This window comes from Streptomyces sp. NPDC006655 (assembly GCF_040703965.1).
Lineage (GTDB): Bacteria > Actinomycetota > Actinomycetes > Streptomycetales > Streptomycetaceae > Streptomyces.
The window spans coordinates 33,108-46,701 of record NZ_JBEYJU010000017.1 but is presented as its reverse complement, the minus strand read 5'-3'; the positions used below and the strand labels follow the sequence as shown (position 1 = coordinate 46,701).

General features: G+C 73.5%; 10 protein-coding genes. 2 read left to right on the top strand and 8 right to left on the bottom strand.

The genetic code is table 11. From position 1 onward, the window contains the following. Window positions 1-101 precede the first annotated feature (101 nt). The 6 genes from AB0958_RS12930 to AB0958_RS12905 all read right to left on the bottom strand — a co-directional run bounded on the left by AB0958_RS12930 (window position 102) and on the right by AB0958_RS12905 (window position 7,095). The gene (locus AB0958_RS12930) at window positions 102-935 is read right to left on the bottom strand and encodes a hypothetical protein (RefSeq protein WP_366890434.1); all 834 of its coding nucleotides are present in this window, start codon (window positions 933-935) and stop codon (window positions 102-104) included. Window positions 936-1,022: 87 nt separating this feature from the next. Then, on the bottom strand, window positions 1,023-2,060 hold the full coding sequence (locus tag AB0958_RS12925) for a rod shape-determining protein (RefSeq protein WP_366890433.1): 1,038 nt from the start codon (window positions 2,058-2,060) through the stop codon (window positions 1,023-1,025). Window positions 2,061-2,404: 344 nt separating this feature from the next. Continuing rightward, window positions 2,405-3,748 (bottom strand): carboxyl transferase domain-containing protein, encoded by a 1,344-nt coding sequence (locus AB0958_RS12920; RefSeq protein ID WP_366890482.1) that lies wholly within the window; start codon window positions 3,746-3,748, stop codon window positions 2,405-2,407. Beyond that, window positions 3,741-5,180, bottom strand: a complete 1,440-nt coding sequence (locus tag AB0958_RS12915; RefSeq protein WP_366890432.1) for an acyl-CoA synthetase — start codon at window positions 5,178-5,180, stop codon at window positions 3,741-3,743. Before AB0958_RS12915 ends, AB0958_RS12920 begins: the two co-directional genes overlap by 8 nt. Window positions 5,181-5,464: 284 nt before the next feature. Continuing rightward, complete coding sequence (locus AB0958_RS12910; protein WP_366890431.1) at window positions 5,465-6,325, bottom strand: SMP-30/gluconolactonase/LRE family protein; 861 nt, start codon at window positions 6,323-6,325, stop codon at window positions 5,465-5,467. After that, the gene (locus tag AB0958_RS12905; RefSeq protein WP_366890430.1) at window positions 6,322-7,095 is read right to left on the bottom strand and encodes an IclR family transcriptional regulator; all 774 of its coding nucleotides are present in this window, start codon (window positions 7,093-7,095) and stop codon (window positions 6,322-6,324) included. The genes AB0958_RS12910 and AB0958_RS12905 overlap by 4 nt, the downstream gene beginning before the upstream one ends. A 155-nt stretch (window positions 7,096-7,250) precedes the next feature. Between AB0958_RS12905 and AB0958_RS12900 the strand changes: the two genes are divergently transcribed. Continuing rightward, window positions 7,251-7,817, top strand: a complete 567-nt coding sequence (locus AB0958_RS12900; protein WP_366890429.1) for a hypothetical protein — start codon at window positions 7,251-7,253, stop codon at window positions 7,815-7,817. Here the strand turns inward: AB0958_RS12900 and AB0958_RS12895 are convergent. Further along, window positions 7,795-8,673, bottom strand: coding sequence for a hypothetical protein (locus AB0958_RS12895; protein WP_366890428.1), 879 nt, complete (start codon window positions 8,671-8,673; stop codon window positions 7,795-7,797). The genes AB0958_RS12900 and AB0958_RS12895 overlap by 23 nt on opposite strands. Before the next feature lie 291 nt (window positions 8,674-8,964). Between AB0958_RS12895 and AB0958_RS12890 the strand changes: the two genes are divergently transcribed. Beyond that, window positions 8,965-10,476 carry an alpha-N-arabinofuranosidase gene (locus AB0958_RS12890; RefSeq protein WP_366890427.1) on the top strand — a complete coding sequence of 504 codons (1,512 nt, stop codon included), beginning with the start codon at window positions 8,965-8,967 and terminating at the stop codon, window positions 10,474-10,476. Window positions 10,477-10,563: 87 nt separating this feature from the next. On the opposite strand, the gene AB0958_RS12885 is transcribed toward AB0958_RS12890, so the two are convergent. Continuing rightward, window positions 10,564-13,560: a beta-galactosidase gene (locus tag AB0958_RS12885; RefSeq protein WP_366890426.1), complete on the bottom strand. Its 2,997-nt coding sequence runs from the start codon at window positions 13,558-13,560 to the stop codon at window positions 10,564-10,566. Window positions 13,561-13,594 lie beyond the last annotated feature (34 nt).

Genomic DNA, 13,594 nt, shown 5'->3' with positions numbered 1-13,594 from the left:
ACGGAAACCGGCCCGACAGCGCCGCACGCCCACGGACTTCCCCACCGACTTCCTTGTCCGAGAACAGTCGCGGGACTGCAGTGATGCGTCGGTGCCCCGCTCTACCCAAGCGTCCGCAGCACCTCGGCGACGTGGGCACGGTACGTCCGCAGCGCCCGCAGCCCGGCGGTGTAGCGGTCGCGGTGCCTGGAGATGTCCGCGGTCTGCTTCCGTGCCCGGACAGCGTGCCAGAGCTCGGCCGTATGGTGGCGGCGCTTGCAGGTGACGTCCGCGGCGGCGGTGGCCCGCTCCCGCGCCGTGTGCCGGGTGTTGCCGTCACTGCCCCGCTGCCAGGCGGTGTCCGTGTACGCCGCCCCGGGGTCGGGATAGCGCGTGAACCCCTGGTCCGCCACACAGCGGGACCACACGTCCCACGCCGCCCGGAGGCGCGGGTCGCGCTTGACCGCCTTGTCGACCTCGACCGCCCGCGTACCCGCGTAGAGCCAGTCCCGTTTGACGTCGATGCCGCGCAGCAGCCGTCGGCTCGCCTCCGCGTTGCAGGCGGGGAAGTCCGCGTACTCGGCGTCGGTCATGCGACGGCCCTTCGGCCGCTGAGCCTGGGACTTCGCCGGGTCCCAGCCGTAGCCCCAGCGGCGGGCGTCGTCGAGGTCCAGGGCACCGTAGTCGGTGCCGACCGCGGTGGCGACGAGGGGGTCGGTGGGGTAGCGGGGGTCGAGCGGGAAGTCCGGGTGGCCGTGCTCCGCCATGCACTGCCGGACCAGTAACGCCGACGCCCGCTGCGATCGCTGGTAGTCCTGCGGCGTGTAGTCGTAGCGGTCGGCCGGGAGGGGGCCGAGGTCCGACGCCGTAGTGATGACCTCCGGCCGTCCCGTACCGGAGACACAGAGCGCCGCCAGCACCGCCACCACACCTAATCGGTACCCCCGCATTGTCATGCTCAGGGATGCTAGCGAACAGCGCCCCAGGGCCGGCCTCGGCCCCGGCACGCACCGGGTCGGCGAGTCACGCCGGTTGAGGGGTCCTCAGCAGGACCGCGGGCCGAGCAGCAGCGGCTCGATGCGGCCCTCCAGCATCTCCCCGAGGCCCTGGACGGCGCACACGTCCGGCCGCTCCGCGATGTGCACCGGCATCCCCGTGGCCTGCCGCAGCAGCTGGTCGAAGCCGGGGAGCAGCGCGGACCCGCCGACCATCACCATCCCGCGGTCGGCGAGATCGGCGACCAGGTCGGGCGGGCAGTCCCGCAGCACCTTGCCGATCCCGTCCAGGACGGCGGTCAGGGGCGTCTGGATGGCGTCCCGGACGGCCGCCGTGTCGACCTGCACGCTGCGGGCGAGGCCGGTGGCCACGTCCCGGCCGTGGATCTCCGTGGACGTCGGCCCGTGCGGGGTGAGCCCGTTCTCCGAGAGAGCCAGCTGCAACGGCCGTACCGCCTGACTCGGCAGCATCAGTTCGTGCTCGTGGCGCAGCAGCTGCACGATCGCGTGGTCCACCGACTCACCGCCGACGGGCATCCGTTCCGCGCGCACGATCGACCCGAGGGAGAGGACGGCCACCTGGGTGGCGGCCGCCCCGCAGATGAGGATCATGGTCGCCTCCGGCCGCTCCACCGGCAGCCCGCACCCCACGGCCGCGGCGATCAGCGTGTCGACCAGCTCCACCCGCCGCGCGCCGAGCCCCACCAGCGTCTCGATGGTCGCCCGCTGCGCCAGCGGGTCGGCGTCGTGCGGGGTGCAGGCGGCGGCCCGCAGCCGGGGTTTGCGGCGCAGCATGCGGCGGGTCCGGTCGCCGAGCAGCTGCCGCAGCATTCGCTGGGCCATCTCGATGTCGACCACCGTGCCGCCGGAGATCGGGCGGACCACGCGGATGTAGTCGGGGGTACGGCCCGTCATCTTCTCCGCGAACTCGCCCACGGCGATCAGGGCACCCGTGCGCGTGTTCATCGCGGCGACGGACGGCTGGTCGACGACGAGCCCCATGCCCTTCACGTACACCCGGGTGCGGGCGGCCCCGAGATCGACGGCGAAATGGCAGCGGCGCAACTGCTCCAGACTGACGGTCACGGCGATCCTCCCGAGTGCGCGGGCCGTGGGACGGCGGACGACGGCTTCTTTCGCATCCTCTGGGTGATCCCGGCGGCGCGCCTGCGGGAGGGGGCCGGGCGGGGCGCCGCTGAATGGGGGGTTCGGCAACGAACGGCACCGGGGAGGAGCGGAGGGGCGTTGACCGGGGTGGTGTCGATGGAGGCGACGCGGCAGGGCGGTGCCGCTCGGGGCGGATCTCGGTGGAAGCGGCCGGGCCGGTGGTGCGGTTTGGGGGCGGGTCCCGGCGGGAGCGGCCCGGTGAGACCCGCCGGTGTTGTCGTCCGGGCGGGCCGGGGGCGTGGTCGCCGAGGCGGCGCTCCGGGTCAGGGGGCGGTGGGGACGATGCCTCGGATCACGCCCAGGGCCAGCAGGTCCTGGGGGCGGATGCGCAGCTGGTCCGCGGTGGCCTCGACCGCGTCCGGGGGCCGCTTCAGGATCGCCGCCGCCAGCTCCGGGGCGATCACCGAGAAGTAGCTGTCGGGTGTGGCCCAGGTGTTGCCGGGGGCGGCCGGTGCCAGTGCCCCGCCGGAGCCGCCCTCGCCGATGACGAGCGTGGTGACCGGCGTACGGGCCGCGGCCACCGCGCCGAACAGCTCCGCGATCGCGGCGCCCGCGCCCTGCCGTTCCGCCTCCGCGTCGTTGGCGGCGCCCGGGGTGTCGACGAGGGTCAGCACGGGGATCCCCAGCCGGTCCGCGAGCCGTATCAGACGGGCGGCGGTACGGAATCCGGCGGGCCGGGTCGCCGTACCGGTCTGCGCGGCGAAGGCGACGGTACGGCCGTCCCGCTCCCCGAACCCGCACAGGATCCCCTGCGGATCCGCGCCCCCGCACCGGTCGCCGACCAGGGCGACCCGGCGGCTGAAATAGGCGTCCAGGTAGGCGCCGGCGCGCGGGCGCCGCGGGTCCCGGGCGCGCTCGACGGCCGCCCAGCCGGTGCCCGGCAACCGGGCGTCGCCGAGGGCGGCGGGCGGCTCGGCGGGCCGTGTGGAGGGAGAGGTCAGCAGCCGCAGCCACAACCCCAGGCATGCCTTCAGGTCCGCCAGGGGCACCACGGCGTCCGCCGCCCCCGACGCCAGCTGGGCGTCCGCCGTGTACGCGGCCGGGTCCGCGTCCGGTGGGCGGACCCGGGAGCCCGCGAAACCGACCTGGGCGCCGGGCAGCGCCAGGATCACGTCGGCGCCCGCGCCCAGGGTGGCCCAGCCGCCGCCGGTCGTCGGGTCCCGCAGGACCGCGATCTGCGGCAGCCCCGCCTCGCGGGTGAGCGCCGACTGCCGTGCCACCCGCTGCAACTGGGACAGGGCGAGCATGCCCTCCTGCATCCGGCTGCCGCCGGTGGCGACCAGCGGGACGACCGGCAGCCGGTGCGTCCGGGCGTGGCCGTACGCCGCCTCCAGCCGGTCCCCGGTCCGCTCGCCCAGCGACCCGCCGAGGAACCCGAACTCGAACGCGATCAGCACGGCCGCCGTGCCCTCGACGCGCCCGGTGCCGACCACGACCGACTCCCGCTCGCCGGTGCGTGCGGCGGCGCGGGCGCGCGAGGCGTCGTAACCCTGCCAGCCGAGCGGGCCGTCGGGCGCGGACTCCCCTTCGGAGAGCGGGAGTTCGGCAAAGGTACCGGGGTCGGTGACGAGGTCGAGGAACCGCCGGGCGGAGAGCCGCTCAGGCAGGCTCACCGAGGGCCCGCTTCATGATCTTCCCCATGTCGTTGCGGGGGAGGGCGTCCAGGTAGCGGACCACACGGGGGCGTTTGTGCGGGGCGAGCCGGCCGGCGACGTGGCCGGCCAGCTCCTCGGCCGGGGGCGGCGACTGCGGATCCGCCGGGACGATCCAGGCGACGATCCGTTCGCCCAGGTCGGCGTCCGGCTCCCCGGTGACGGCGGCCTCCCGCACCCCGGGGTGTTCGAGGAGCGCGTTCTCGATCTCACCGGCCCCGATCTTGTAACCCCCGCTCTTGATCAGGTCGGTGGCCTTGCGGCCGACGATCCGTACGTAGCCGTCCGGCTCCCGTACCGCCATGTCACCGGTGCGGAACCAGCCGTCGGCGGTGAAGGCGGCGGCGGTGGCGTCGGGCCGGTTGAGGTACTCGGTGAACAGGTTCGGGCCGCGCACCTGGATCTCGCCGACGCTCTCCCCGTCGTACTCCGTGATCGCCGTCCCGTCCTCCTCCACCAGCCGCAGCTCCACCCCCGGCAGCGGCACGCCGACGGTGCCCGTGCGGGCCTGACCGTCGGCCCGCACGCTGGTGTTCATCAGGGTCTCCGTCATGCCGTACCGCTCGATGACCCGGCGGCCGGTGGCCGCCGCGATCCGCTCGTGGTCGTGGACGGGCAGCGCGGCCGAGCCGGAGACCAGCAGCCGGGCCCGGCCGAGCGCCCGCGCCAGCTCGGGGTCGGTGGGCAGGGCCTCGGCGATGCGGTGGTACATGGTGGGGACGCCGAACATCATGGTCGCCCCGTCGTCGAGTTCCCGGGTGACGCCGGCGGTGTCGAACCGCCCCAGGTGCCGGACGCAGCCACCGCGCCGCAGCGGCCCGAGGATCCCGATCACGAGCCCGTGCACATGGAAGAGCGGCAGGGCGTGGACGAGGGTGTCCTCCGCGGTCCACTGCCAGGCGTCGGCGAGCGCGTCCAGGGTCGCGGCGACGGCCCGGCGGGGGATGACGGCGCCCTTGGGCGGGCCGGTGGTGCCGGAGGTGTAGACGACGAGTGCGGGGTCGGACTCGGCGGAGTCGTCCTCCGGTACCGGGGCCGCCGCCTGCGGGTCGACGTCGATGCGGGGCAGACCGGCGAGGGCGGCCGGCAGTTCGGTGCCGGGCGCGGTCAGCACGGCCGTCGGCGCGCTGTCGGAGAGGATGTGCGCGAGTTCCTTCTCGCCCGACCTGGGGTTGAGGGGGACGGCCGCCCGGCCGGCGAGCAGGACGCCGACGACGGCGACGGCGGTCTCCAGCTCCGGGGTCGCCCACACGGCGACCCGCGCGGCCCCCCGCACCCGCCCGGCGACGGCCCCGGCCGCCCCGGCGAGCTGCCCGTACGTCAGCGACCGCCCCCCGAACCGCAACGCGACCCGCTCACCCGCCAGCTCCGGAAACAGACCCGACACGCCACGCCCCTCACCGATCGACAGCCGAACGCCTCCTTCCTACCCCAGCCAGGCCGCCCCCACCACGGCCGACGTCCACCGCCGACCAGTCCCGTAAGGGGCGCTGGGGGTGCCCCCGGCCGTTGCCACCGCCGACCGATCGAGCCACGCCAAGCACAGCGTCCCGTAAGGGGCGCTGGGGGCACCCCCGGCCGAAGGCTGGGGGAGGAACTGCGCGAACTGCGCGATCAGCCCCCACGCACCCGCAGCCGAGACACGACCCCACACCCCCCGAACACAACCCCCTACCCCGCGAACACCGGCTGGACAACCCCCTGCCCCACCCCCGGAACCACCAGCAGCGAACCGGCCGTCGCCTGCGGCGCGGCCAACCCCACGCGCGCCGTCGTGACGTACAGATCGGTCAGCCCGGCGCCGCCGAACGCGCACGCCGTCGTACGCGGCGTGGGCAGCGTGACGACCCGGTCCAGCTCACCCGTCGGCGTGTAGCGGCGCACCGCACCCCCGTCCCACAGTGCCACCCACACACAGCCGTCCGCGTCCACCGTCAGCCCGTCGGGGAACCCGGCGCCCTCCTCGATCGTCACCAACGGCCGCCGGTTGCGGGGGAGTCCGCCGTCGTAGTCGAAGACGTCCACCCGGCGGGTCGGGGTGTCGACGTAGTAGACGAGGCGGCCGTCCGGGCTCCAGCCCGTCCCGTTGCTGACCGTGACGTCCGGCAGCAGCGTCGTCACCGCCCCGTCGGCCCCCACCCGCGACAGCGTGCCCCCGCCCGCCGCCTCGTCGTAGCGCATCGTGCCGGCCCACAGCGAGCCGTCGGGCGCGACGGCCGCGTCGTTGGCGCGGCGGCCGGGCACCGGCTCGCGGTGCAGCCAGCGGAACGTGTCGTCGGGGTCGAGGACCGCCACGCCGTCCCGGAGGTTGAGCACCAGCCCGCCGTTCGCACGCGGCTTCACCGCGCCGACGTGCTGGTCGGTGGTACGGGTCGTACGGCGTCCGGTGGCCGGGTCGTACGTGTGGACGCGGGAGCCGAGTATGTCGATCCAGAGCAGGCGGCCGGTCGCCGCGTCCCACGTCGGGCCCTCGCCGAGCGTCGCCTCCGCCGCGACCGCGACCTCGTACGCGGTGTGCACCGTCGTCGTCATGCCACGCTCCGGTGGCCGAGGCGCTCGGAGAGTTCCGCGGCGCCCTTCACGGCCAGCTGCTCCAGCTCGTCCAGGCGCTCGTCGCTCCAGCGGATCATCGGTACGGAGATGGAGAGCGCCGCGACGACCTGGCCGGTGCGGTCGCGGACCGGGGCGGCGACACAGGAGACGTCGGGGTTGGACTCGCGGCTCTCCACGGCGATGCCGCGCGCGCGGATCTCGGTGAGGGCCTGACGCAGCGCGTCCGGGTCGGTGATGCTGTTCGGCGTCATCCGGACGAGGTCGGCGTCGTCCGGGATGCGCGCGGACAGCTCCGGCTCCGGCAGCGAGGCCAGCAGCATCTTGCCGACGGAGGTGCAGTGCGCGGGCAGCCGGCGGCCCGCGGCGGAGACCATGCGGACCGCGTGCGTGGAGTCGACCTTGGCGATGTAGATGACGTCGGTGCCTTCGAGGATCGCCACGTGGACGGTCTCGTCGCAGGTCTCGGCGACGGACCGGGCGACCTGCTGGCCCTCGGCGGCGAGGTCGAGCTGCTCCGCGTAGCGGCTGCCGAGCTGGTACGGGCGCACGCCGAGCCGGTAGCGTCCGGGCTGTCCGGGTACGGGCACGATGTACGAGCGGGCGGCGAGCGTGGTCACCAGTTCGTGCACGGTGGTCCGCGGCAACTGGAGTTTGCGCACTATGTCGGGGGCGGAGAGGGTTCCGTCCCCGTCCAGGAAGAGCTCAAGAATGTCGAGAGCCCGGGTCACGGCAGGCACAAGGCGTCCCACGTCCGGCCCCCTCCCTTGGGTCTAAGCGCCAGATCTCGTCGGAGCGGCGGAGCCGTTCGAGATATCAACAGGCGATCGGCATGACGAACACAGGCTAACCATCGGGGATTGCCCGGGCAATGGCCGGGAACGAGCCGGGCACGCGGAGGTGCACCATGGGTCCTGTGCGACTGGACTTCCACCTGGTGCTGCTGCGCCGCATGGCCGACCACAATCCGGACCTGGTCGAGGACGCCCGCCGCGAACTGGGCGCGTCCCTCGCGGACATGAGGGAGGCCAACAAGCGCTGGCAGGCGATGGTCCGCTCGCCCCGGTCCCGGTCCGCCGCCGCCCGGTACCGTTCAGTGCTCGGCCCGCCCGAGTGGGAGGGCAAGCGCACCGTCGGCGACCTGGAGTGCGCGGTGTGGCAGTGGCGGCTCCCGCTCTGGCCCACCCTGCGCTTCGAGGTGCTGGTCGCAGGAGGCGGCGCGGTCTGGAACGAGTGGCTGGTCCGCGACCCGGAGGCGCCCGCCCCCACCCTGGAGACCTACGCGGACCTGACCCCCTGGTCCTGCACGATCGACGAGGCCGCCCGCGCCTTCGCCCCCGCCCGCCCCCTGGAGGGCACCGCCCCCACCCGGTGGGGGCTGGCCCTCACCCTCCCCGACGGCCGTCAGGCGGTCGCCGAGTTCACCTGGGGCCTGCTCCAGCGCACCGCCGTCATCGACGGGCCGCGCCGATGACCGCCTCCGTCACCGCGGCCACCGACTGGGGGTGCAGGAACAGGAACAGGTTCGGCTCGACCAGCTCGAGCTCCATCACCCGCGGCCGGCCGTCCTCGCCGTCGACCAGGTCCACTCGGGCGTAGAGCAGCTCGGACGCGTCCGGTACGGCGGTCAACGCTCGCTCCGCCACGGCCAGTTCGGCCGGCGTCGGGGTCCACGGCGTCAGGTCCGGATGGGCGACCTTGTCCGCGTCGTACGCCGTGCCCGGCGTGAGCACGGCTCGCTTGCGGCTGGCGTGCAGCAGCCGCCCGCCGAAGAACTGCAGCGCCCGCTCCCCGCTGACGTCGATGCCCGAGACGTACGGCTGGACCATCGCGGTCAGCCCCTCCTCGTGCATCCGGGCGAGGTGCCGCAGGGCGGTGTCGTGCTCGCCGGGTGTGTAGCGGGCGGCGAACCGGGCGCCGGCGCCGAAGGTGGGCTTGACCACGAAGTCGCGGTCGGCGGGGAGGGCGGGGCCGGCCGGGTCGCCGGGGGCCAGGTAGCGGGTCGGCACCACCGGCACACCGGCCGCCGCGAGGTCACCGAGGTACCGCTTGTCGGTGTTCCACCGCACCACGTCCGCCGGGTTCGCGATCCGGGTCGTCTTGTCCACCCGCTCCACCCACGCCACGAACTCGTCGGCACGCCAGCTGTAGTCCCAGGTGGAGCGGAGGAGGACGAGGTCGTAGCCGCCCCACTCCGTCTCCGGGTCGTCCCACGGCCGGGCGACGGCCTCGGCCCCCGCGTCGGCCAGCGCCCGCAGCAGCACCGGCAGGTCCTGGTCCTTGCTCGGTTCCGCGCCGGGGTCGTAGGTGGCGAGGGCTATGCGAGGCACGGCGGAACTCCCTTGGCTGACGGCGGCCGCGTTCCCCGGCAGGCTAACCGGCCCCACCCGCCGCATCGCAACCAGCTCGGTCCCCGCGGGCGCGGACGAGGTGCCGCTGCTCGACGCCCAGGTCCACAGTGCCAGGCCCACCGGGGGAAAGTCGCCCCGCACCCATTGACGCGCGGGCGCTTCGATCTTACGGTCCGTTCGATGCCACGGGCGCAATTCGACATGTCGAACACGTGAGGAAACGCCCCCACCCGCCCACGACGGAGAACCACCCACCTCGAAAGGCGACCATTGCGCACCGCCCGCTTCACCCTCGACCCCGCCTTCACCATCGGCGAAGTCAACCCCCGTCTCTTCGGCTCCTTCGTCGAGCACCTGGGCCGCTGTGTCTACACCGGCATCTTCGAGCCGACGCACCCCACGGCCGACGCCGAAGGCCTCCGCCAGGACGTCCTCGACCTCGTCCGCGAACTCGGCGTCACCACCCTCCGCTACCCCGGCGGCAACTTCGTCTCCGGCTACAAGTGGGAGGACTCGGTCGGCCCGGCCGAGGACCGCCCCCGCCGCCTCGACCTCGCCTGGCGGTCCACGGAGACCAACCGCTTCGGACTCGCCGAGTACATCGCCTTCCTGAAGAAGGTCGGCCCGCAGGCCGAGCCCATGATGGCGATCAACCTCGGCACCCGGGGCGTGGCGGAGGCCCTGGAACTCCAGGAGTACGCCAACCACCCCTCCGGCACCGCCCTCTCCGACCTCCGCGCCGCCCACGGCGACAAGGACCCGTTCGGCATCAAGCTCTGGTGTCTGGGCAACGAGATGGACGGCCCCTGGCAGACCGGCCACAAGACGGCCGAGGAGTACGGCCGCATCGCCGCCGAGACCGCCCGCGCCATGCGCCAGCTGGACCCGTCCGTGGAACTGGTCGCCTGCGGTTCCTCCAGCCAGTCCATGCCGACCTTCGCCGCGTGGGAGGCGACGGTCCTCGCGGAGACCTACGACCTGGTCGACTACATCTCCCTGCACGCCTACTACGAGCCCCACGACGGCGACCTCGACTCCTTCCTGGCCTCCGCCGTCGACATGGAGTCCTTCATCGAGAACGTGGTCGCCACCTGCGACCACGTGGGCGCCAGGCTGAAGTCCCAGAAGAAGATCAACCTCTCCTTCGACGAGTGGAACGTCTGGTACACGTCGAGGTGGCACGAGATCGAGAACTCCGCCGTGCGGGACTGGGCCGAGGCCCCCCGCCTGCTGGAGGACAACTACAGCGTCCTGGACGCCGTGGTCTTCGGTTCCCTCCTCATCGCCCTGCTCCGGCACGCCGACCGGGTCACGGTCGCCTGCCTGGCCCAGCTGGTCAACGTGATCGCCCCGATCATGACGGAGCCGGGCGGCCCGGCCTGGCGCCAGACGACGTTCTTCCCGTTCGCCCAGGCGTCGCGGCACGGCCGGGGCCAGGTCCTGGACGTGCGCGTGGACTCGCCGACGTACGAGACGAAGAAGTACGGCGAGACGAGCCTCCTGCACGCGACGGCGGTCCGCGCGGACGACGGCACGGTCACCGTCTTCGCCGTCAACCGCAGCCGCACGGAGGCGCTACCGCTGGAGGTGGCCGTGGCCGGCCTCGGCCTGACGTCCGTGGCGGAGCACAGCGTCCTGTCGGACGCGGACCCCGACGCCCGCAACACGTTGGAGAACCCGGAACGCGTGACCCCGCACCTGGCCGAGGGCACTTCACTGACCGACGGCACCCTGAGGGCCACCCTGGAGCCGATGTCCTGGAACACGATCCGACTGACGTAAGGCACAGCGCCCCGTTAGGGGCGCTGGGGGTACCCCCGGCCGAAGGCTGGGGGAGGAACTGCGCGACCAGCCACAACGCACCCGCAGTCAACGGCCGGGGGAGTCCACCGAATCCACGCGCACCCCTCCGGCCGCACTCCCCAGCAACTCCAGCCGCACCACCCCCGGCCCGACCTCACTCGTCCCGTCCGCCAGCACAGCCAACGCCAACGTGTTCGAACCCCGCGTCCGCAGGATCCCGTTCGGCAGCACGAACGTATGCTGCGGCCCCACGTCGTTGACGTACTGCCCGAGATTCCACCCGTTCAGGAAGATCTGCACCCGGTAGGCCCGCGCCGGATCGTCCTCCAGCACCAGCCCCACCGACGCGTCCACCCCGTCCGGCACCGCCAGCCGGAACCCCGTCCGGTACCAGGTGACCCCCATCCCCTGGTCGGCGCGCGGCAGCGAGACCCCCTCCCACTGCCCGTCCGTGAACCCGGGCAGGTGCCACCCCTCCCGCTCCCCGTACAGCCCGCCGTTGTTCTGCGGCCCCCGCACCGGGTCGGCGGCACCGGCCCCCTGGATCCGCCAGCCCACCTTCGGAGAAGCCCCCTCGAAGGTCACGGCGGTCAGCCCGCGGGCCGCCTTCTGGGCGTCGTCGGACCGGCCGTCCATGTCGTGCTGCATCCGCCGCACCAGCACGGACAGCACATGGCGCCGTTTCTTCAGCGTCTTCTTCAGTGTCTTCTCGAACAGTCCGGCCACGGAGAACGTCGCGGTGGCCGTCCAGTTGCCCTGCCGGACCGTCTTCGCGTCCGGCACCGGCATCCGGTGCGAGCCCAGCGGCTTCCCGTCCAGCCAGGCCATGAGCATGCCCTGGGTGCCGGTGCTGTAGGCGAGGGAGACGGATTCCAGGCCGGCCAGCGAGTCGTCCTCGATCAGCCCCCGGTACCAGACGTCCCCGTAGTGGAAGCCGTAGTCGTCGGCGAAGAGCACCGGCTGACCGTCCGGCACGGGCGTGGTGCTGAACGACGTCTTCCGGTCGGCGGCCGTCCACGTCGAGTCGTCGAAGTCCACCGCCGACTCGGGGTTCTCGGCCTTGCGGCGCCAGCCGCCGAGCACGGGCAGCGCCGGCTTCGGCGCGCCCGCCAGCAGGGACGTGGCGACCAGGCTCCCGGAGAGCCCCACCCGGGTCGGCACCGGCCGCCCGTTCCAGGTGACGGCGGTGATCCCGCGCGGTGCCCAGACCTCCAGGCCGGTCGGGCCGACCGTGTCCCCGGTGAGCCGCACGGTCTCCCCGTCCAGGGTCACGTGGCGCAGCAGCGCCGGGCCGTAGACCAGCACGGTTCCGGACGGGGTGTCGTACGGGAACAGCCGTACCGAGGTCGCGTCGTCGGCGAGGAGCAGCAGCAGCGGGGTGTCGCTCTCGCCGCCCTGGACCAGGACCCGGGTGAGGCCGCCCTTGCCGAGCGGGGCGGTGACGTGCAGGACGTCCTGGTCGTAGACCCAGGCGGCCTCCGGGTCGAGGCGCTGGACGAGCGGCTCGGACGGGCAGTCCAGGACCAGGTGGGCCATCTCCCCGTAGCGGCCGGTGAACAGGGCGACGTCCTGGCGGCCCGCGGTGAGGACGAACATCGGCTGGGCGGTGCAGTAGCGCAGCTTCCGCTTGCCGAGGGCGAGTCCGGCGGTGAGGAGCCGGGCGTCGTGGCCCGGGACGGTGACTTCGACGTCGTCACCGGCGTCGGTCCGCAGCGTGGACGTGACCTCGCCGGCGCCGTCGTTGCGCAGCACGTACACGTGCGCCCGGGTGTCCGGGTTGGTGAGGTGGTACGCCTTGAGCCCGGCCGCGTGGACGTCCGCCGCGCGCTCCAGTTTCGCGAAGTCCGGGACGCGTTGCAGGAGATGGCCGAGCTGGTGCATCGGCGCGATCTTCGTCGTCACGTTGCGGGCCTCGTCGATGGCCGCGCCGTAGTCGTACGACGTGTAGACGACCGGGGCGGGCAGCCAGCCCCAGGTGGTGCCGCCGTAGGTCATGTAGACGTTCTGGAGGGTGATGCCGTTGGCGAGGTGGGTGAGGTGGAAGCGGCGTTCGTAGGCCGCGTCCCGGGTCCGGCGGGAGCCGGCGTAGCCCTCCCCGCCGAACTCGACCCCGCCCCAGGGGTCGAACCAGCCGCCGCCGAACTCGGGCATGAACCCGGGCGTACGGGGGCTGGCGGTCGCGCCGCCCTTGAGGCCGCCGATCCCGAAGTCCCCCCAGTCGGGCGGGGTGCGGGAGGGGTCGGGGTAGCCGTCGAAGCCGTACAGCCACTTGGCGCGCCCGCGGCCGGTGTCGAAGGAGCCGGGGATCCAGTAGCCGTTGCGGCCCTTGTCGTTGTGGAAGAGGGGGACGTCGATGCCGTCGGACCGCACCTTCTCGTACAGGTGGGACATGTAGGCGGGGCCGGCCGGGTCGGTGACGTGGCCGTCGTACTCGTTCTCGATCTGGTACAGCAGGACGGTCCCGCCGCCGTCCGTGAGCTGGTGGCGGCGCACGATGCGGTTGACGGCCGTCAGCCAGCCGTCGACGTGCCCGAGGTAGGTGGGGTCGGTGGTGCGGGCGGTGCCCTCGGTGGCGGTCAGCCAGCCGGGGAAGCCGCCCGCGTCGACCTCGGCGTTGATGTAGGGGCCCGGACGCAGGATCACGTACAGCCCGGTCTCGGCGGCCGTGCGCAGGAACAGGTCGAGGTCGCGCACCCCGGTGAAGTCGTACGCGCCGGGCGCCGGGGAGTGGTAGTTCCAGGCCACGTAGATGCTGACCGTGTTGTAGCCGTGCGCCCGCATCTTCTCCAGCACGTCCCGCCACAGGGACGGGCTCGGCAGCCGGAACGGGTGCATCTCGCCGGACCACACCACGAGCCGTCTGCCGTCGACGACGAGGGAGTGGTGGTCGTAGCCGATGGTGTGCCGCTGCCCGTCGGCGCGCGGCGCGGCCGGCGGCGGCCCGGTGGGCACGCTGCGGGCCGCGTACGCCGCGGGCGCCCCGGGGCCGCCGCTGCCGCCCAGGGCGAAGCCGAGCGCGGCCGAGCCGGCGAGTGCACTGAAGGTACGTCTGCTGAGCGCCAAGGGATCCTCCCGGGCGATCTTATGGGGCGCGGGT